The sequence below is a fragment of the Microbispora sp. CA-102843 genome (genome assembly GCF_050936215.1).
Taxonomy (GTDB): Bacteria; Actinomycetota; Actinomycetes; order Streptosporangiales; family Streptosporangiaceae; genus Microbispora.
Genome location: NZ_JBNJNF010000001.1, coordinates 8,624,564 through 8,640,914 on the forward strand (window position 1 = coordinate 8,624,564; position 16,351 = coordinate 8,640,914).

Below are 16,351 nucleotides of genomic sequence, written 5' to 3' on the forward strand. Positions count from 1 at the left end.
CACTTCCCCGCCCTGCTGGGCGAGGCGATCGCCGTGCTACCGCCCGCGGCTCATGAAACCGACCGACCAGCCGTCCACGTCCTCAAGGCGAACGCGCCACCAGTTCCGGGCTTCCTCGGAGATCTCCGATCCGAGGACGGCCACGGCATTCTTCAGGTGGACGAAGCGCGCCGGATCGAGCTGCGGGCTGTCCTCTTCGTCACCGTTCTCCTGCGCGGCGGCCTGGCGCCTCTTCCGTTCTTCCCGCTCGACCTGGCGCTGATCGGCGAACTGTGTGAAGAGCGCGTCGAACCCCTGGATCTCCGGGTCGGCGAGGTTCTGGGCCTTGCGGAGCATCTCGGCGACACCCCTGCCATACGCCTCGGCCGAGACGAGCGTCCCGGTGATGATCGCGCCGTTGGCGGACAGCGTGATGCCGAAGTCGAGATCGTCGGCGTTGTTGATGATCTCGACAAGCACTTGCAACATTCCATCTGGTTCTGCCATGTCTGGGAGCCTAGGAGACCGGGCCGACAGATGGTGCTGCTTCAGGAAGCCGTTCCATCAGACCTTGCGCCAGCCGGGGATCCAGGCGCCGTCCTCGACCACGTAGTCGCCGAACAGGGCCGGGGCCTCCTCCCGCATGATCTCCCCCACCCGGCCGAACACGAGCCGGATCTCTTCCTCAGCCCCGGGCGCGGTGCGGGCCTCGATCGTGTGCCGCAGGGTGCGTACGTTGGCCGTCCATACCAGGCCGGTCGCGACGCCCTCGGGGGCGAAGCGGCGCATGAACGACGTGCGGTGCTTCTTGGTGGCGAACTCGACGCCGTCGTCGTCCAGGCCGAAGTGGCCGGCGGCCCACGTCTGGAACTCCTCCATTCGGTCGAGCATCTCGGTCGCCCGCTTCATCAGCTCGGCGTCCTCACGCGCCCACTCGGGGAACCAGAACGGCAGCTCGTCGAGGCGGACAAACCGCAGCGACTCCTGCGAGATCGCCACGCCGGGCCGGTGTCTCACGAGCTCGTGGGTGAGGACCCGTGAGACGTTGTGCAGGACGAAGCTGAAGCTGAGGTGCTCCAGCACGGACCCGTGCGCCGAGGCGAGGATGTTGCGCAGGTACGCCTCCTGGTCCTGCCGGATGCGGGTGACGTTCGGGTTCAGGCCCGGCTCGAACGACCGATAGCACAGCCGCCCGGCGAACTCGGCGAGATTCTGGGCGTCGAACTCGCCCCGCTCCAGCCGCTCCAGCCAGGACTCCCCGCCGACCTCCTGGAGGTAGCCGGCGAGCTCGTCGTAGTCGAGCTCGGGGCGGGCGACGAGGAACACCTCGGGCTCAACGTGCCGGGTCACTGGGTTCCTCTCGTAGGCCGCGCGCCTCGCAGATCGGGCACTTGGGCTCCTCGCCGGGGATGACGACGACGCAGACGGGGTTCCGTACGGCTCCGCATGTGCAGCGGTGGGCGGTGCCGCAGAGGTGCTCCAGGTGGCCGGCGCAGTCGCCTTCGAGGACGCGGGTCTCCCCGGGGAGGGCCGGGAGGCGCGCGGTCCACTCCTCCACCGTCGCGCGGTAGCGGGCTTGGTGGGCCGCACGCTCGGCTTCCTCGGCGGCGGCCTGGCGGGCGCGGGCCCGCTGGGACATGCGCTCTTCCCAGGTGCCCCCAGGCACGTCCCGGCCAGTCACGGCTCAGCCTGGCCCGTCGAGTAGTCGCCGTCGTTCTCGCGGTCGGCGGCCACGGCCTCATCCCAGGTGACCGCGAACTGGAAGTAGGCGCGGCGCGGCCGACCAGCCTCGACGTGTTCGAGGATGGCGCGGGCGTCTGCGCGGGCCCGCTCGGCGGCCTCGTTGGCGGACCACTCGACGATCTCGTCTGCGGTCTTGTCCCACAGGACGAGCGTGTCGGTGATCGTGTCGAAGACGGCGAGACGGCCGTCCGGCTGCCGGATGATCTGAGTGCCCACGGTGTTCATCCTCTCCTGTCAGGCCCGTCCGCTCAGGGTGCCGTAGTCCACCGGCGGCCGGGGAGTCTTCGCGTCCGCGCGGGCCTTCTGCTGGGCCCGGGCCGCGACGCGGGCGGCGCCGGCCTGCTGGTCGACCATGCCCTGGTATTCGGCCATGGTGATCGTGCCGCGGGTGCAGTCGGCGGCGCGGCAGCGGACGGCGTCCTCGCCGGCACGGCGTTCCAGCGTGTAGCGCTTGCAGGAGGGGCAGCGCAGCGGCATGCGCTGGACGGTGACGTCGGTGGGGTCCCAGCGGTCGAGGCGGGCGTACCAGGCGAGCAGCTCCTCGGCGAACGGGACGGCGAGGTCGGGGTGGCGGAGGATCCGCTCGACGCGGGGGGCTAGCCAGGCCGTGCCGAAGGTGATGGCGTCCATCAGGCCGCCGAGGCGGGCGAGCTCGTCGACGCCGAGGACAGCGGCCTTCCAGCTCCGCAGCCAGCCTTCGAGGTCCTCCAGGTCCTCGATCGTCGGAGACGGGGACGTGTGGCCCGGCGTGCGGGAAACCACCGGCTCACCGGTGGCGCCGCGCATGCCGTCAGACTCCCGGACGGCGATCGCCGCCATGCCGTCCAGACGGGACAGCTTGGACTTCACGTCCCAGGTGCAGCCCTGGTCGAAGATCGGGTCGCCCAGGATCGGGATGAAGCGCGGCGGCACGGGGGCGACCGGCGCCTCGCCGGGGTCGGCGTCCGGGTCGGCCAGGCGCTCCTGGTAGTCCGCGAGCTCGGCCTGGTACGCCTCCATCGCCTGCTGGTAGGCGCGCTGCCTGCGCCGGGCGCCGGCCATGCACGGCCCCTGGCACCACTTGTCGCTGTCGTCGTACGCCACCCGTTCCCCCTCGTTCATGATCGATCTATGTGTGTCGCCGCAGGTCGCATCAGCGCGACCTGTGGTTCCTCCGGCGCCGGTGGTACTCCGTCTTGACCCTTCGGCTGCGCGGGTGCCGATGGCTGGGGAACAGGACCGCGAAACCACTCCAGGAGAGGTGGCCCCGGAGGCGGATGGTGACCGGGAAGCTCGGCCAGGCACTTTCGACCAGGCCACCGCTGGCGAAGGTCAGGTCGCTCTTGATGTCGGTGACGTGGTCCGACAGGTCCACGGGCTCGCCGTTCGGCGGGACGAAGTAGAGGCGCGTCTCACTCACGGCCGGCCCCGGTCTGCTCGCCGTCGGCGGGGCCATCCCCGATGAACTCCAGGAGGTCTGTCAGCCCGTCAGCGTGTGGGCCGCCGTGCCCTGCGAGGAGGTTGCATACCAGGCGGTCCCCGTTCGAGGCGCGGCCGCGGGCGCCACACGCGGTCGGGGGGATCCATCCGAAGTGGGCGGCGGTGTTGCGGAGGATGGCGGCGAGCTGATCGCTCATGCCGAACCGGTCGCGCTGGATCTCCAGGCTGCGCTCGAGGTCGCCGTCAGCATGGCGTTCGGTGGCGGCCTTCCAGTCGGCGAGCATCTCCACCAGGTCGACGAGCGTCATGTCGTTCACGCCGTTCGGGAAGTGCTCGGGGTGGTGGCGGTTGTGCGCGTAGTGGTGCTGGAGGCCTTCGCCCAACGCCTCCAGGAAGCCCTTGTACTCCTCCGAGCCGTACGTCGAGGTCTTCAGCTTCGGCGTGAACTCGTTGAAGATGCCCAGCTCGGGCGGTTCGGTCTTCGACAGGTCGTGCCGCACGGACCGATCGACCAGCTCGCTGATCGCCATTCCCATGAGGGCGCCGACGCGCAGGGAGTGCTTGAGCGTGTCGGCCCGGCTGTCGTAGGCGGGGTCATGCACGGTTGGTCTCCTCGGTGGTGGCGAGCGCGGGCTGGGGCCCGTGAAGCTGGACGACGCGGCCCCTGGACATGGCCTTGGTGAGGGTGGTCTCGCGGCCGTCGGGCAGGCGCAAGGTGCATGGGGTGCCGAGCCAGAAGGCGGCGCCGTAGTGCTCGACGACCGCGAGAACCGTGCAGTCCCCGGCGGGCTCGCGGGGGTTGACCAGGACCTGGACGTGAACGTCCAGCGGAGTGGCACGCTCGTCCGCCAGGGTGGCCGAGCCCTCGTAGATGGGCCTCGGCGGGAGCTCGACTACCTGGTAGCCGCGCTCGGCGAGAGTTTCCAGGAAGTCCCTGGGGTGGGTCGACGAGCTGTGGATGCCGTGGTGGCGGGTGAGGTGGTCGTCGAGGGTGTCCGAGACGGCGCGTTCGAGGGGCGGGAGGTCGTCGCGGCGCTCAGGCATGGCGGTTGGTCTCCTCGGTGGTGGCGTCGTGGGGCGCGCGGATGACGATGGCCGGCCCCCACGGGGTGGGCTCGGTGGCCATGTCGCCCGCGACGAGGCTCTGGCCGCGCTCGCGCTGCCAGGCGTCGGCGAGAGCGCGCAGGATCGCGGCGCCCATGTCCAAACCGGTGGGCAGCGGGATCACGGCCAGGGGCGGGACATCGCGCCTGTAAGCGTGGGTGAGGATCTCGTGCGGCGTCCCGGGCTCCCAGCCCAGCACGTGCGCGATCGTCTGGAGGATGCGGCCGCCGACCGGTTTGCCGGTCTCGGCCTTGTTCCAGGAGTTGATGTTGATGCCCGCCCGCTCGGCGGCGGCCGTCTGGGAGGGGATGCCGAGTTCGATGCGGCGGGCGCAGATCGCCCGGCCGAGGGCCGCCCAGTCGTAGTCGTCGCGGTCAGCCACGGCCGCCTCCAGTCTCGACCTCGTCGGCGGCGGCGAGCAGTACGGCGACGATGCTGGACCCCTCGCGCAGGCGGTCATGCCGGTCGATGAATCGGCGAACGCCGGTCCGGAAGCCCTGGTCGTCGTCCGGGATGGCCCGCAGCTGCTCAGCGACCGCGCTGCGCTCCTCAGCGCGGGCCTGCGCGGCGATCGCCCCGGCCTTCTCCGCCATGGCCTGGTCGGTGAGTTGCTCAACCATGGCCAGCAGCTTCGGCCGCTCCCGCCCGATGGCCTCGGCGGTGATGCGGCCGACCATCTCCTCGTGCTGCTGGAGCGTGGCGGCGCGGAGAGCGTGCTCGGCGATGAGCGGGGCGGCCAGCGCGAGGATCGCGGCGACGTCGCCCTGGCATACCGCGCACTCCGCGTCGTACCGATGCTCGCTGTGCGCGGTCCACGGGCCCGAACCCCAGGTGTGGCCCAGGACCGCGCGGACCGCGGTTTCGATATGGTCAGCCATGCTCGGCCTCCAGGAACTCACGGACCTCTCGTACAAGCTGCTGCAGCACGTCCGGGGTGACCTGGTCGTCGAAAGCCCGGCGGGCGATGGCCGCGCCGCGGCGTAGCCCGCCCCAGTAGGTCACCTGAGAGCCCGAGGGGATGGCCGACGGGCCGGCCTTCTCCTCGGCGAGGATCGCCTTCGCGATCGCGGTGCACAGGATCGGTCCGGCCAGGCTGATGAGCAGTTCGACCGTGCGATAGCAGTCGGAGCAGGGCGCCCACGTCTCGACGGCGCGATCGCCGTGGATGCAGTACGCCTGTGCCGCCAGCAGGGTCGCCCTCGTAGGAATCTCAGCCACGGCGCTCGGCCTCCGTGGCGGCCTTCACCGCGCGCACGGCCACGGCCTTGCGGATCAGTACGGCGACGCCGCCGGCCAGGATCAGCGACCACGCGGTGGCCCACCAGAGCTCGCCGTCGACGGCGTGGTCGACCAGCATGAGGGCGGACAGGACCGCGACCAGCCATGCGTCGGCGACGACCAGGCGTTGGAGGAGCCTCATGGGGCGCACCAGCTCGTACGTCGTGGCGAAGATGTCGGGCTTGCAGGGGTAGAACTCACCCCGGACGCCCTTGATGATCCAGTCGCCGAGTTCGGCTCGCATGGTGCCTTCGAGGGTCCGGATGCTGATCGAGTGCGGTGTGTCGCCGTCGGTCTCCGAGCAGCGATCGGGGTTCGAGCAGGTGTAGTTCGCTGTCGAACCGCTGCCAAGGATCCAGTCGATGATGTGGGTGGCTCCATCGGCGGTGCCATCCCACTGATGGGCTTCGACCTCGACGGGGAGCTTGCGGTATCGGGTCACGAGTCCTCCTGGGGGGATTTCGGCTGGCGGGGGCAGTGGCAGATGCAGTCGCAGCGATAGGTGTCGAACGGCGGGGTGAATCCGGTGCACAGGCCGTGCGCGCGGTGGTCGCAGCCCCATCCGCGTTCTCCGTTGTGCGGGAGGTCGCACACCTGCTTGTGGCAGAACGGGCAGCGGGACGCGACAAAGCTGTGGTCGCAGACCGGGGGCTCCTGCTCGCCGAGGTCGGCCGCGCGCAGGGCGCCCATGGTCGGTGCGTCGATCGGGGCGCCGGGCTTGTACTCGGCGATCAGCTTGGCCTCGCCGCCCAGGCCGTTCGCGCCGTGCGCGTTCATGCGGGCCAGGAGGGCGGCCTGCAGGTCGTACAGGGCCTCCAGCCAGAGGGCGCCCTCGCCGGCCGGGAGCGGCCGCAGCGGGCGGGGCGGGGCCGGGGCGGTCAGCACAGCGACGGCGGCGGCCGGGTGGCCGAGGGGCTGGTCGGCGTTCGCCTTCCAGAACCCGGCGAGGTAGCGCATCACGGCGGCGATCACAGCCTGCTCCTTGGGGTGCGGGAGGCGGGGGACGTACGGCGGGCCGGGTCGAAGCGGACAACGTTGGGCGGCAGAGGGGCCCGGGCCAGCGGCGTCGCGGGCAGCGCGGTCTGGACGGGCCGCCGACGCGCGCACGTGGCCACGTGGGGCACATACCGGGCCTCCCAGTCCTTCGGCGGGCGGGCGTCAGTCCCGGTCAGGGATCGGGACCGCCAGGTGCCGGCCGGGTCCCGGTAGCAGGCCTGGTTGCCCGTCTCGTCCGGGGTCGGGTCGACGGCCAGGCGCTTGTTGGCCACGGTGGTGGTCCACAGGATCGGCTTGGTGCAGTCCCTGCATGGGCGCAGCTCCGACGGGGCGGGGATCACCGGGCGCTCCGGGGTGGAAGGGACGGGGCGACGGCGTCCAGCGCGACGTCGGCCAGGGCCTCGACGTGATCAGCGGTGCGGGCCAGCTCCGGCCAGGCTCGGGCCAGGCCGGCGATGAAGGCCGCCCGGGCCACGTCGTGCGGGTCCGGCTGCTCCCCGCCGGACGACGCGACGCGGACGTGCGCGCACTGCTCGACCGTCATGTCGCCGAGCTGCGCCAGAGCCACCCAGCGGGGCCGGTGCGCGCTCATCGTGGGCTCCGGGACGGCAGGGCCAGCGCGGCCGTGGCCAGGCCCCACGCCTGGCGGGCGCGCTCGAGTTCGCGGCCGCGGGGGGCGTGACGGCGCGCCTTGGCGTACGCCCGGGCGGCGCCGTCGAGGGTGGCGCGGGCCTCGACGAGGGTCTGGTCGGCGGCCGCGGACGCGGCCTGGGCGGCGCGGAGGTCGGCGGACAGGTCCATCAGGCGTGGGCTCCCTCGGAGGTGAGCTGATCCGGGGTGAGGCCGAAGTGGTTCAGGACGGCTTCGAAGTCGACCTGGTCCTGTTCGGTCCAGGGGTGGTCCTCGACGGCGGCCGCCGGGGCGGCGCAGGCGCAGGACGGCTGGCCGCAGACGGTGCACAGGTCCTCGAGGGCGGCGTCGCGACCGAGACGGCGGAGGACCTCGCGGAGCTCGGGGATGTGCTGGTGCGGCAGGAACTGGCCCTCGGCGGCCACCTGGGCGGCGTAGCGCTCGATCGCGGTGAGGCCGAATCCGGCGGCCAGCGCGGCGTCGACCATCGGGATCAGGTGCCGCTTCCGGGCCCAGCCGGGCGCGTCGCTGTAGCGGGGGATGCTCGCGACGAGGGATCGGGCTGCGAGGGAAGTGACCGGTTGCGCCGAAGGCGCCGTCGCGTTCGCGCGCGCGGTACGGACCGTAAGACCGCCTACGGCGGTAACCGGAGTCTCCCCTGTTCCCCTGTTCCCCTGTTCCCCTGTTCCTACTTCCAGCGCCGAGGTTCCGGCGGGCTCCGTCGAGGTCTCGGCGGGTTCCGCCGAGGATTCGGCGGGCTTCTCCGACTTGGGCTGTTCCTGCTGGTCAGACGGCTTGGTGGTGGGCTTGCCCGGGTTGGGGTCCCACGGCTCCCCCTCCTCCGGGGCCGGGTACTTCGCCCCGGACCGCTTGTCGATCTTCTGGTGCTTCTCCCAGGAGGGGATCCAGTAGTACGGCCTCCCGCCGACCTCGTAGAAGACCACCCCGAAGGCTCGGCGGAGTTCGCCGAGCATCCGCCGAATGTCCGCCGAGGAGATGTCCTCGTCGTGCGGGAAGGCGAACCCGGCGAGCTCGCGCGGGTTCGCGGTGCCCCGGCCGAAGTCGTCCGCCCAGTTCCACATCGCGATGAACAGCAGCCGCGCCCACGGGTCCAGGCCCCGCATGCCGGGCGAGGACCACAGCTCAGGCTTGATCGAGCGGATACGTGCCACGAGCGTTGATGCCTTTCAGGTGGAGGGAGTCAATCTGGGCGGGGGCAGGGCCTGTAATCGGCGGTTGGGCATTACGAGCACCTCCTGGAGGGGGTGAGGGCATGGCGAATAGACCCGCGGCTTGGGTTCCCCTTGCCAGGGGTGTACGTACACCCTAGCCTGTGGTGTACGTACACCAAAAGGAGGCGGCTTTGAGATACGGCCGAACAGGCAGCACACTGGAGCGCGTGCCGAACAAGCCCCGCACCCAGCACCGCTCCGTCCGGGTGGATGACCCGGAGTGGGCGGACCTGGACGCGGCGGCCCAGTTGGACGACAGCGATCGCGCGAAGATCATCAACGCGTACATCGCGTTCCACCTGCGCCGGCCAGGCGCCGAACTCCCACCGCGCCCCACCGAGGAGCAGATGGCCGAGATCGTCGCCCGCCGAGAGGCCAGCGCAGCCACCGACTCCTGACCTCCGCCGCGTCCTCATGAGCCCGCCCGGGCGGGCTCAGCCGCCTCGCAGCACTCTCCGTCCGGGGCCGGGCACCCGTGCAGGCACCGCCCGCACGACCGCTCCGCGCAGTGCTCCCCCGACTCGTCCGTACGGCACCACCACGGGTCGCAGACGCAGCACCGAGGCCGGTCGAACACCAGCAGCAGGCTCAGCCCGAGCGCCTCGATGTACTCCTCAACCGTCAGCAGACGCAGCGCACTGGGGTCCCCGCTCTCGATGAGGCGAATCCGCTCGCGCTCCTTACCGAGCCGCTTGGCCATCTCCCCGAGCGACACCTCATGCTGGATTCGGTGCTCGACGGCGGCCTTGATCAACGTGGCCGGGTCGCTGGACAGCGTCCTGCCGCGTGCCGTGTCGACGACGGCCAGCCGCAGCGCCACAGCGTTCGCGTACGCCGCGGCGTTCAGCAGCATCGGGTAGGCGTTCCCCAGCTCCCACGCGCCCAGCGTGTCCGGCCGCACCCCGAGCTCGGCCGCCACCACCTTCCGCGTCCGCCGCAGCTGCTTGCGCCGCTGCCGCAGCACGACCATGAGACGGTGCGGGGCCGGCATCAGCCCACCTCGGAGAGGCCTGCGAGGCGCCGGATCGTACGGACGACCATCTGCAGCGTGTCGTCCATGACCCGCTCCCCCTGGCCGTCGATCGCCCGCGGCCGCATCGCCGTGAACGTCGCGGCCAGCTCGGCGCCGAACTCCTGGCGGACGCAGCCGCGGTGCTCGGCGACGGCCTCCGCCACGACCTCCTCCAGGTCCCGAGTAGTCCCGCTCACCGGGACGACGACAGCGTCGCTACTGGCCACGCAGCGCCTCCGTCTCCGCGGTACGGTTCGGCGCGGACAGCAGGCACTGCAGCGCCTGGTCGAGGTCCTCCGGGGTCACGTTGTGGCCGTGCACCACGGCCAGCACGCGGGTGCCGTCCAGGGAGTACACGGCGCGGGCCGGCTCCCGGCGCGCGCGCTTCGGGGCGTACGTCTTGCCCCGCTTGGCCTTCACGCGGCCCTGGCTGATCCAGGGGTCACTCATCGGTTGGTCCTCCATCAGGTGGGGTGTCAGGGGCCGCCGGGCGGCGTGCAGGGCCCGCAGGGGGCTCGGAGCGGCCAGCCAGGGCGGGCCGGGCCAGGGTCCGGGGACTGGTCATCCGACACGAGCCCCCTCCGTAAGCGGGAGCCGCCGAGGGACCTGCCGCTCCAGCGCGGCGATCTGCCGGCGGAACTCCTGCTCCAGGTCGGCCCACCGCTGCCGGGCGGCCGCCAGTTCGCTTTCGGCGGCCGCCGCCCGCTCATCCGCCGCGCGCTCCGCCCCTGCGATCAGCGGGGCGGCGATCTCCTGTGCGCGCGCCTCGATGTGCCCCTGCAGGTCGGCGACCGTGGCATGCAGGAGCTCGACCTCGGTCCGTACGGCAGGCTGCACCGGCGGGTTGTCCACGTGCATGCAGTCCAGCCGGTAGCCGACGCCGTGCACAGTCCGGATGATCTCGCCATGGCGATCGCCCAGAGCCCGGCGGATCGCACGGATGATCTCGAAGACCGACTTGGAGGCGCCGGGAGACCACTCTGTCTTCCAGGCGTTGCGGTAGATCTCGGCCTTCGTCCGGGCCACCCCGGGAGGTGAGGCCAGGTAAGCCAGGACATCGAACGCGGTGAACCTGAGTGTGATGGGCTGGCCGCCGTACCACGCCTGGCGGGCGTCGGTGTCGATCCGCAGGAGGCGATTACCCACGCGCGACCTCCAGCGCTTCCAGCACCTGGTCGAGCTCGGCGACGGCCTGGGCGCACAGGTCCCGGCACACCACGGCGTTGGTGGCGCCGCCGTCGCTGGTCTCCAGCCTCCGCTCATGAGCCTTGCGCTTGTCGTCCCAGCGGGCGCGCATCGCGACCAACTGGTCGCGCAACTCGCTCACCGGCTGAGCCTTGGGTCGGCGAGCCCAGCAAGCTGTCGACGGAAGCGCCGCGTCCGCTCGAAGATGGTCCGTAGATTGCGCTCCGCGGCTTCCTGGCGCTTGCGCTCGCGCAGCTCCTTGGTCGCGCCGCGGTGCGCAGGGCCGTTCCAGGTGGACATCAGCGGGTTGCCTCCTCAGGGTCGTGCCGGCGCGAGGCGGCCATGACGATCTGCTCGTCCTGGCGGATCACCGTCTCCCAGCACTGGCCGCACGCCGTTTTGCCGATACGCCGGCGCGAGGTGTGCTCGCGGGCGTCACACATCCGCTCCGCACGCCGCGCGAGCGGGTGGGTCTTGGACAGGTAGTCGGGCTCCCACGCCAGCGACGAGGTGCTCCCGCCGTTCTTCGCGCGCTGCTTCTTCCGGAACTCCCGCACCGCGGCGACCGCCTCGCTCGCCGCCAGCTCGCCGGATCGGACGCGCTCACGTCCGGCCTCGTCGAGCTCCAGCAGGGCCAGGAGATAGGAGACGGTGGAGTCCGGGATGCCCGTTCGCGCGCTGATGAGGGCGTTGCTGTAGCCGCTCTCCCGGAGCTTGCCGAGGGCCTCGGCCTTCTCCATCGGGTTGAGGTCGCGCCGCTGGACGTTCTCGACCAGCATGACCTCGACCGCGGTGGCGTCGTCGACGTCGCGGCGGATGATCGCCGGTACGGTGGTCAGCCCGGCCTCGATCGAGGCGACGTGGCGGCGGTGGCCAGCGAGGAGCTCGTAGCCGCCGGGCACCATCGGGTGCGGTCGAACGGTCAGCGGCTGGAGCAGGCCGTGCGCCTTGATCGAGGCGGCGAGGTCGGAGACATCGCCGACGTCGTCGCGGATGTTGTCCGGGTTGCCCTGGATCTTGTCGATGGGCAGCTCGACCGTCGTCAGCCGCGCCGGTGGGGCCATGTCCTCCGTGCGTGCCGCCTCCCGGCCGGTGCTGGCCTTGAGCTGGCGGGCCCACGCCAGGTGAGCCGCGTCGACCCCAGGCGGGTCGGGGACGCGGCCGCCCGGCGCGCCTGGGCAGGTGACTCGCCCGTCCGTCCCCACCAGCCAGCCCCTACGGCCCTCGGCCAGTTTCCGGACGGCACCGGGTGGCCAGTCCATGAGGTCGGCCGTCTCCTGCACCGTGTGCTCTGTGGTCAGGAGCGCGAGCGCCTTGGACATGGACACGTTCATCGTCTTCGTCATCAGGCGTCCTCGATCAGGGCCCGGGCCGTGCGAGCCGCCGGGCAGACGTCAGGGGCGAACATGCAGTCGCGGCCGGCATGCTCGACGGCGTGGTCGTCCAGCCAGTCCGCCCACGGCTCGCGCACCTTCTCCGCCACGTCGGGAACGCCGGACCGGACAATGGCAGCCGCCGCTTGAAGCTCGTCGACGACCAATCCGCCTTCCCGGCCCGTCACGGCGGTGTCGGCCTCGATAGCCAGGTCCGCCGGGAGGCGACGCCGGATCGCCGCCTCCCGCTCCTTCACGAGCTGCGCCTCGGTGTGGTCGAGCACGCGCTGCAGCTGGGCCACGTCGTCGACCAGCCGGCGCTTCGTGCTCAACCACAGCCAGATCCGCGAGCCGTACATCAGTGCTCCTCGGGGAACACGTCGTGCAGGTCGGCCACGATCTCGCTGAAGCTCGCCCGGGTCTCCGCAGTCACGATCTCCTCGAACTGGGCGGCGGTTGCGGCCGTACGGCGGCGTGCCTTCCAGGCGTCCCAGGCGCCCCAGAGGCGGATCCCGCCGAGGAGCAGGGAGAAGAACCCCGCCGCCAGGCCAACCACCAGCAGGTCATGGCCACGGTTCACCGGACGTCCTCCATCCGGATCGACAGCAGCTCACGCAGTTGGCGCACGCAGCGCTCGGGGATCGCAGGGGCCATGTGCGCCCACTCGTCCGCCAGGGCCTCGATCTCGTGGGAGACCCGGACGAGGTCCGCCTCCTGGCGGCCGGACTCCTCCCGCAGTCGGGCAACCGTCGCGTCCGCGGCGCGCACCCGGTGCTCCATGACGGCTCGGCCGAGCCCGTGGCCGAAGACGCTGCCCCACAGGCCGGCGACCATGGCGAGCGCGACCATCGCGACGATGACGATCACGGACTCAGTCACGACCGCCACGCCCGCGATCAGCGTCACCATCGCGGCGGTCGACAGGGCGGACACGTACTGCGGCACCTGGGCCGCGCGCTCGATCGTGGACGGGTAGGCGCCCTCGGCGGCCGGGGCCTGGTTAAGCTCAGCCACCGGTCACCGCCCTGGCCTCGGCGCGCTCCCGAGCGGCCTTCTCGATCTCAGCCCGTCGCGCCTCGATCAGCGCGATGGCCTCGTCGTCGGTCATGCCCACGGCGCGCAGGGACGGGCACGGCCACATGACGTTGTCGTCCGGGTCGTCGCACTCATCCGGGGTGCAGTGCAGGCAGATGAACCCGCCGAAGATCAGCTCGTCATACTCGTGCAGGGCGATCAGGGCCGCCCGCTGCTCCTTGAGCCGCTCCAGCTCGGCGCGGCGTTCGTCCCACTCGGCGACGTGCGGGGGCGTCCGGCCAGCCGCACGCCACGTCTCGTCCGCGTAGTTCGTGCAGGGGTGGCATGACCCGCACGGGGCGTCGAGCTTGGCCCGCAACCACTCGACCTGGGACAACAGCTCCTTCGCGTACTGCGCCGAGTGCTCCAGCCACTTGGCCACCGGGTTGTCGATGCCGCGCACCGTATCCGGGTCGTAGGGAGCGCGCGGGATCGCGACCTCCTTGGCCGCCACGGAGCTGCGCTCCTCGATCTCCCGACACGGAGTGATCAGCAGGTATCCGTCCGGTCCCTTGACGGGGAAGGCGGGCTGAGCGCCATGCATGCCGAGCCGCTTGAAGCCCATCACGTAGATCCACCCGGAGTGCTTGGTGGCGAGCATGGGGCCCTGGTGCTTGGTGTCGCCGATCCAGTGCCACGGCGGAGCCGGCACGGCGTCCAGTGCGGCCTGGATCTCGGCGCGACGCTCGTCGGTCAGGGGTGCCATCAGACCGTCGCCCCGTCGGACAGCTCCGACGGCGGCATGACCGAGGTCTGGTCGGCCGGTCGGCGGCGGCACTCCTCGCCGGCGCGCACCCAGCCGTCCGGCTCCTGGTGGATCGGGCCGCGCTGCGGGTCGATCAGCATCACGTCACCGCAGACCGGGCACGGCTGGATCGGCGGAATCACGGAGATCCGGTCCTCCGGGCCGCCGAACGCGGCCGCGTGCTGGCGGGGGTCGCCCTGCCCGCCGAACGGCGGTGCGGCGTTCGGCGCGACGTGAACGTCGGTCGGCAGGAGCGAGATCACGTCGCCGGACAGGCGCCTGCGCTTGCGGTCGATCGACTCGCGCAGCTCGGCGATCACCTCGTCGGTCGACTCCAGCTCCGCCAGCAACTGGCCGCGGCGCATGAGGCGCTCGTTCAGGGCGGTCTGGTCGGCGTCGATCAGCTCCCGCAGGTCGCTCTCGCCGGCGGCCGTGAGCCTCTTCTTCGGCGCGGCCGGGGCTGGATGCTGCTGGTCGGTGTACGGGTGCTGGAAGGCGGTGGTGGACATCTGGGGTCTCCGATCAGGAGTGGGGATGAGGTTGTTAGGGGTCCCGCTGCTCACCCCCGAGGAGCAGCGGGACGGGGAGGGTCAGGGGCCGGTGGCCGGGCAGGTGTGATCGGCCGGCATGTCCTGGCCGTGCACCTCGCAGCGGACGACCGGGACGGCCTGGAACACGGGAACGAGCAGCCGCAGCGCCCGCCGGTTGGCGTCGCCGCGGGCGACGTAGCCGAGGTCCTGCAGCACCTGCAGGTCCCGGTACAGGTCCCCCGGCGAACGGTCGACGCGGACCGCGAGCTCGGCCACAGTCGGCGCCCGGTCGCAGGTCTGCAGGTGCGTCGCGATCGCCTGAAGCAGACCTCTCAGGCGCGGGGTCAGCGGCATTCCGCCTCCAGGAGAGTCACGACGAACGGGGCCGCGCCGCACGCGCAGCGCAGGACCTCGTCCAGGTCCCAGGACCGGCCGCCGCAGTCGAGGTGGCCGTACCGGTGCAGCGCCCGGATCAGCTCCCCGGCGGCGTCGTGCTCGTACTCGGCGAGGGTGATCTGCACGACCGGCAGCAGGGTGTCGGTGACGGCCTCGGCGGGGGCGGAGCGCCAGCCGCCGTGGTCGTCGAGCAGCACCCAGCCGTACCCGGCGTGCAGGACAGGGACTTCGTGGGGGCGGGCCAGCCCGTGGCGGTGGATCTTGTAGCCCCAGACGTACGCGTCGGTGACCTTCGCCCGGTCGATCCGGTCGTGATCCCGCCGACACGCGTCGAGGAGGTTGCTCGCCGAGTTGCTGGCGGCCCGGCCCTTACTCCCCGGGCCCCCGGCCCCCTTGGCCATGCGGTGCGCCCGCTCGGCCGCCGCGGCGATGCCGCCGCACTCCAGGCCGACCTCGCACAACCCGCCGGAGCGGCGCCGGACGGCGGCCACGACCGCCGTCGACGGCCCAGCCGGGCGGGAGGCCTTCGCCTTCCCGCCCCTCCGGCCGCTGTTCGGGTCGCCCGCGCCGATCGGCGCCTTCCGCTCCGGCGACTTGCCGCGCGACATCTGCTGGCGGCGAGGGGGCATCGGGGAGCGCTTCATCCTGCGGTCGCCTCCCGCAGGGAGTCCTTGAGCTTGGCCAGGCGGCGCTCGCCGATGCCCGAGGTCAGCCGGATCTCGTCGTCGGTCAGCTCGGCGAGCTGGCCGAGGGTCATGGTGGCTCGTTGGGTGGCGAGCGGGCGGGTGACGTGCCACGTCAGGCCGGGCAGGTCGGCGACGGGTGTGGACAGGGGCAGGCCGGACTCATGGATCAGATCGGCCAGGGACTGGTCAGCCACGGCTGCCCCCGGCGGGGAGGACGAGGTGGTGCCGGTCTACGAGCACGTCGAACGCCGGGTGCTGGGCGGCGACATCCTGGTAGCGCACCGAGGTCTCGCCGTCCGGCCCAGCCACCAGCTGCACACGGAGGATCCGGACCGGGTCGCCGTCGTTCCACTCCACGCAGCGCACGATCTGCTGCTCGACGAGAGTCTCGGCCGAGATGAAGTGCGACGAGCAGAGCTCGCCCTTCCCCTCGGGGTCGGGGACCCAGACGCAGCCGCCCGGGCACCCCTCGTTCTCCGTGCAGCCGCAGAGACGGCACGCGGGCTCGTCGGCCTGGGCGACGGCGTCCAGGAGCTCGGCGGGGAGCTGCCATTCGACGACCTCTTGCAGCACGCGGTCGTCCGGGCTTGTGGCCCTACCGGTAACGCGCCGCTCGCAGACGTCCTCGGCCTTCATATAGAGCCGCACCGAGAGGCCGGCCAGGGTGCCGTGGACGTTGACGCCGTAGTAGGAGCCCGCCGTGTCGACCTCGATGCTCGTTCCCGTCATGTGCGGGATGAGCGTCCGGGCGTGAGCGAGGGGCTCGTCGAACAGGTACAACGTGATGGAGTTGTTGGGGTCCTTGCCCGCGGACGGCAGGGGCACCTCGGGGTGCTCGCGCAGCAGCTGGGCGAGTGCCTCCAGGCCCTCGATGTACCCCTCGCGGGGGTCCGGCGCCTGGGCGGCGTCGCCCTGCTCCGGTACGGTGGTGGTCACTGATCCACCACTCCTCTCTTCACGGGATCTGTT

At 71.7% G+C, this 16,351-nt stretch carries 34 protein-coding genes; 1 reads left to right on the forward strand and 33 read right to left on the reverse strand.

Annotation, left to right across the window (positions count from 1 at the left end):
* Positions 1-36: 36 nt before the first annotated feature.
* The 17 genes from ACQEVJ_RS39865 to ACQEVJ_RS39945 form a co-directional block, all read right to left on the reverse strand.
* Positions 37-459, reverse strand: coding sequence for a hypothetical protein (locus tag ACQEVJ_RS39865; protein ID WP_433109860.1), 423 nt, complete (start codon positions 457-459; stop codon positions 37-39).
* Between the two features lie 84 nt (positions 460-543).
* Positions 544-1,329, reverse strand: a complete 786-nt coding sequence (thyX, locus tag ACQEVJ_RS39870) for an FAD-dependent thymidylate synthase (RefSeq protein ID WP_433109861.1) — start codon at positions 1,327-1,329, stop codon at positions 544-546.
* On the reverse strand, positions 1,313-1,618 hold the full coding sequence (locus ACQEVJ_RS39875; protein ID WP_433109862.1) for a hypothetical protein: 306 nt from the start codon (positions 1,616-1,618) through the stop codon (positions 1,313-1,315). The genes thyX and ACQEVJ_RS39875 overlap by 17 nt, the downstream gene beginning before the upstream one ends.
* A gap of 38 nt (positions 1,619-1,656) precedes the next feature.
* Positions 1,657-1,938, reverse strand: coding sequence for a hypothetical protein (locus ACQEVJ_RS39880; protein ID WP_433109863.1), 282 nt, complete (start codon positions 1,936-1,938; stop codon positions 1,657-1,659).
* A gap of 18 nt (positions 1,939-1,956) precedes the next feature.
* The gene (locus ACQEVJ_RS39885) at positions 1,957-2,823 is read right to left on the reverse strand and encodes a hypothetical protein (protein ID WP_433109864.1); all 867 of its coding nucleotides are present in this window, start codon (positions 2,821-2,823) and stop codon (positions 1,957-1,959) included.
* Between the two features lie 31 nt (positions 2,824-2,854).
* Entirely contained in the window at positions 2,855-3,121 is a 267-nt protein-coding gene (locus ACQEVJ_RS39890) for a hypothetical protein (RefSeq protein WP_433109865.1), read from the reverse strand.
* Positions 3,114-3,743 carry a DUF5662 family protein gene (locus ACQEVJ_RS39895; protein ID WP_433109866.1) on the reverse strand — a complete coding sequence of 210 codons (630 nt, stop codon included), beginning with the start codon at positions 3,741-3,743 and terminating at the stop codon, positions 3,114-3,116. The genes ACQEVJ_RS39890 and ACQEVJ_RS39895 overlap by 8 nt, the downstream gene beginning before the upstream one ends.
* Positions 3,736-4,185 (reverse strand): hypothetical protein, encoded by a 450-nt coding sequence (locus ACQEVJ_RS39900; protein ID WP_433109867.1) that lies wholly within the window; start codon positions 4,183-4,185, stop codon positions 3,736-3,738. Before ACQEVJ_RS39900 ends, ACQEVJ_RS39895 begins: the two co-directional genes overlap by 8 nt.
* Positions 4,178-4,627 (reverse strand): helix-turn-helix domain-containing protein, encoded by a 450-nt coding sequence (locus tag ACQEVJ_RS39905; protein ID WP_433109868.1) that lies wholly within the window; start codon positions 4,625-4,627, stop codon positions 4,178-4,180. The genes ACQEVJ_RS39900 and ACQEVJ_RS39905 overlap by 8 nt, the downstream gene beginning before the upstream one ends.
* Positions 4,620-5,123: a hypothetical protein gene (locus ACQEVJ_RS39910; RefSeq protein WP_433109869.1), complete on the reverse strand. Its 504-nt coding sequence runs from the start codon at positions 5,121-5,123 to the stop codon at positions 4,620-4,622. The genes ACQEVJ_RS39905 and ACQEVJ_RS39910 overlap by 8 nt, the downstream gene beginning before the upstream one ends.
* Entirely contained in the window at positions 5,116-5,463 is a 348-nt protein-coding gene (locus tag ACQEVJ_RS39915) for a hypothetical protein (protein ID WP_433109870.1), read from the reverse strand. The genes ACQEVJ_RS39910 and ACQEVJ_RS39915 overlap by 8 nt, the downstream gene beginning before the upstream one ends.
* A complete protein-coding gene (locus tag ACQEVJ_RS39920; protein ID WP_433109871.1) occupies positions 5,456-5,965 on the reverse strand; it encodes a hypothetical protein in 510 nt (169 codons plus the stop codon). Before ACQEVJ_RS39920 ends, ACQEVJ_RS39915 begins: the two co-directional genes overlap by 8 nt.
* Positions 5,962-6,495 carry a hypothetical protein gene (locus ACQEVJ_RS39925; RefSeq protein WP_433109872.1) on the reverse strand — a complete coding sequence of 178 codons (534 nt, stop codon included), beginning with the start codon at positions 6,493-6,495 and terminating at the stop codon, positions 5,962-5,964. Before ACQEVJ_RS39925 ends, ACQEVJ_RS39920 begins: the two co-directional genes overlap by 4 nt.
* Positions 6,492-6,860 carry a hypothetical protein gene (locus ACQEVJ_RS39930; RefSeq protein WP_433109873.1) on the reverse strand — a complete coding sequence of 123 codons (369 nt, stop codon included), beginning with the start codon at positions 6,858-6,860 and terminating at the stop codon, positions 6,492-6,494. The genes ACQEVJ_RS39925 and ACQEVJ_RS39930 overlap by 4 nt, the downstream gene beginning before the upstream one ends.
* Positions 6,857-7,111: a hypothetical protein gene (locus ACQEVJ_RS39935; protein ID WP_433109874.1), complete on the reverse strand. Its 255-nt coding sequence runs from the start codon at positions 7,109-7,111 to the stop codon at positions 6,857-6,859. Before ACQEVJ_RS39935 ends, ACQEVJ_RS39930 begins: the two co-directional genes overlap by 4 nt.
* A complete protein-coding gene (locus ACQEVJ_RS39940; RefSeq protein ID WP_433109875.1) occupies positions 7,108-7,320 on the reverse strand; it encodes a hypothetical protein in 213 nt (70 codons plus the stop codon). Before ACQEVJ_RS39940 ends, ACQEVJ_RS39935 begins: the two co-directional genes overlap by 4 nt.
* Positions 7,320-8,321: a hypothetical protein gene (locus ACQEVJ_RS39945; RefSeq protein ID WP_433109876.1), complete on the reverse strand. Its 1,002-nt coding sequence runs from the start codon at positions 8,319-8,321 to the stop codon at positions 7,320-7,322. Before ACQEVJ_RS39945 ends, ACQEVJ_RS39940 begins: the two co-directional genes overlap by 1 nt.
* A 227-nt stretch (positions 8,322-8,548) precedes the next feature.
* On the opposite strand from ACQEVJ_RS39945, the gene ACQEVJ_RS39950 reads away from it, so the two are divergent.
* On the forward strand, positions 8,549-8,779 hold the full coding sequence (locus tag ACQEVJ_RS39950) for a hypothetical protein (RefSeq protein ID WP_433109877.1): 231 nt from the start codon (positions 8,549-8,551) through the stop codon (positions 8,777-8,779).
* Positions 8,780-8,793: 14 nt separating this feature from the next.
* On the opposite strand, the gene ACQEVJ_RS39955 is transcribed toward ACQEVJ_RS39950, so the two are convergent.
* The 16 genes from ACQEVJ_RS39955 to ACQEVJ_RS40030 all read right to left on the reverse strand — a co-directional run bounded on the left by ACQEVJ_RS39955 (position 8,794) and on the right by ACQEVJ_RS40030 (position 16,318).
* Entirely contained in the window at positions 8,794-9,372 is a 579-nt protein-coding gene (locus ACQEVJ_RS39955) for a helix-turn-helix domain-containing protein (RefSeq protein ID WP_433109878.1), read from the reverse strand.
* On the reverse strand, positions 9,372-9,590 hold the full coding sequence (locus tag ACQEVJ_RS39960; RefSeq protein WP_433109879.1) for a hypothetical protein: 219 nt from the start codon (positions 9,588-9,590) through the stop codon (positions 9,372-9,374). The genes ACQEVJ_RS39955 and ACQEVJ_RS39960 overlap by 1 nt, the downstream gene beginning before the upstream one ends.
* A 19-nt stretch (positions 9,591-9,609) precedes the next feature.
* Complete coding sequence (locus tag ACQEVJ_RS39965; protein WP_433109880.1) at positions 9,610-9,843, reverse strand: hypothetical protein; 234 nt, start codon at positions 9,841-9,843, stop codon at positions 9,610-9,612.
* Between the two features lie 111 nt (positions 9,844-9,954).
* On the reverse strand, positions 9,955-10,539 hold the full coding sequence (locus ACQEVJ_RS39970) for a winged helix-turn-helix domain-containing protein (RefSeq protein ID WP_433109881.1): 585 nt from the start codon (positions 10,537-10,539) through the stop codon (positions 9,955-9,957).
* On the reverse strand, positions 10,532-10,720 hold the full coding sequence (locus tag ACQEVJ_RS39975; RefSeq protein ID WP_433109882.1) for a hypothetical protein: 189 nt from the start codon (positions 10,718-10,720) through the stop codon (positions 10,532-10,534). Before ACQEVJ_RS39975 ends, ACQEVJ_RS39970 begins: the two co-directional genes overlap by 8 nt.
* Positions 10,717-10,878 (reverse strand): hypothetical protein, encoded by a 162-nt coding sequence (locus ACQEVJ_RS39980; RefSeq protein WP_433109883.1) that lies wholly within the window; start codon positions 10,876-10,878, stop codon positions 10,717-10,719. Before ACQEVJ_RS39980 ends, ACQEVJ_RS39975 begins: the two co-directional genes overlap by 4 nt.
* Positions 10,878-11,924: a ParB/RepB/Spo0J family partition protein gene (locus ACQEVJ_RS39985; protein WP_433109884.1), complete on the reverse strand. Its 1,047-nt coding sequence runs from the start codon at positions 11,922-11,924 to the stop codon at positions 10,878-10,880. Before ACQEVJ_RS39985 ends, ACQEVJ_RS39980 begins: the two co-directional genes overlap by 1 nt.
* Positions 11,924-12,310, reverse strand: coding sequence for a hypothetical protein (locus ACQEVJ_RS39990; protein ID WP_433109885.1), 387 nt, complete (start codon positions 12,308-12,310; stop codon positions 11,924-11,926). Before ACQEVJ_RS39990 ends, ACQEVJ_RS39985 begins: the two co-directional genes overlap by 1 nt.
* Positions 12,310-12,531, reverse strand: a complete 222-nt coding sequence (locus ACQEVJ_RS39995; protein ID WP_433109886.1) for a hypothetical protein — start codon at positions 12,529-12,531, stop codon at positions 12,310-12,312. The genes ACQEVJ_RS39990 and ACQEVJ_RS39995 overlap by 1 nt, the downstream gene beginning before the upstream one ends.
* Positions 12,528-12,965 (reverse strand): hypothetical protein, encoded by a 438-nt coding sequence (locus ACQEVJ_RS40000; protein WP_433109887.1) that lies wholly within the window; start codon positions 12,963-12,965, stop codon positions 12,528-12,530. Before ACQEVJ_RS40000 ends, ACQEVJ_RS39995 begins: the two co-directional genes overlap by 4 nt.
* Positions 12,958-13,731 (reverse strand): hypothetical protein, encoded by a 774-nt coding sequence (locus ACQEVJ_RS40005; protein ID WP_433109888.1) that lies wholly within the window; start codon positions 13,729-13,731, stop codon positions 12,958-12,960. The genes ACQEVJ_RS40000 and ACQEVJ_RS40005 overlap by 8 nt, the downstream gene beginning before the upstream one ends.
* Positions 13,731-14,279 (reverse strand): hypothetical protein, encoded by a 549-nt coding sequence (locus ACQEVJ_RS40010; protein WP_433109889.1) that lies wholly within the window; start codon positions 14,277-14,279, stop codon positions 13,731-13,733. Before ACQEVJ_RS40010 ends, ACQEVJ_RS40005 begins: the two co-directional genes overlap by 1 nt.
* 81 nt (positions 14,280-14,360) lie before the next feature.
* A complete protein-coding gene (locus ACQEVJ_RS40015; protein WP_433109890.1) occupies positions 14,361-14,654 on the reverse strand; it encodes a hypothetical protein in 294 nt (97 codons plus the stop codon).
* A complete protein-coding gene (locus ACQEVJ_RS40020; RefSeq protein WP_433109891.1) occupies positions 14,645-15,340 on the reverse strand; it encodes a hypothetical protein in 696 nt (231 codons plus the stop codon). Before ACQEVJ_RS40020 ends, ACQEVJ_RS40015 begins: the two co-directional genes overlap by 10 nt.
* Positions 15,337-15,576, reverse strand: a complete 240-nt coding sequence (locus tag ACQEVJ_RS40025) for a hypothetical protein (protein WP_433109892.1) — start codon at positions 15,574-15,576, stop codon at positions 15,337-15,339. The genes ACQEVJ_RS40020 and ACQEVJ_RS40025 overlap by 4 nt, the downstream gene beginning before the upstream one ends.
* Entirely contained in the window at positions 15,569-16,318 is a 750-nt protein-coding gene (locus tag ACQEVJ_RS40030) for a hypothetical protein (RefSeq protein ID WP_433109893.1), read from the reverse strand. Before ACQEVJ_RS40030 ends, ACQEVJ_RS40025 begins: the two co-directional genes overlap by 8 nt.
* Positions 16,319-16,351 lie beyond the last annotated feature (33 nt).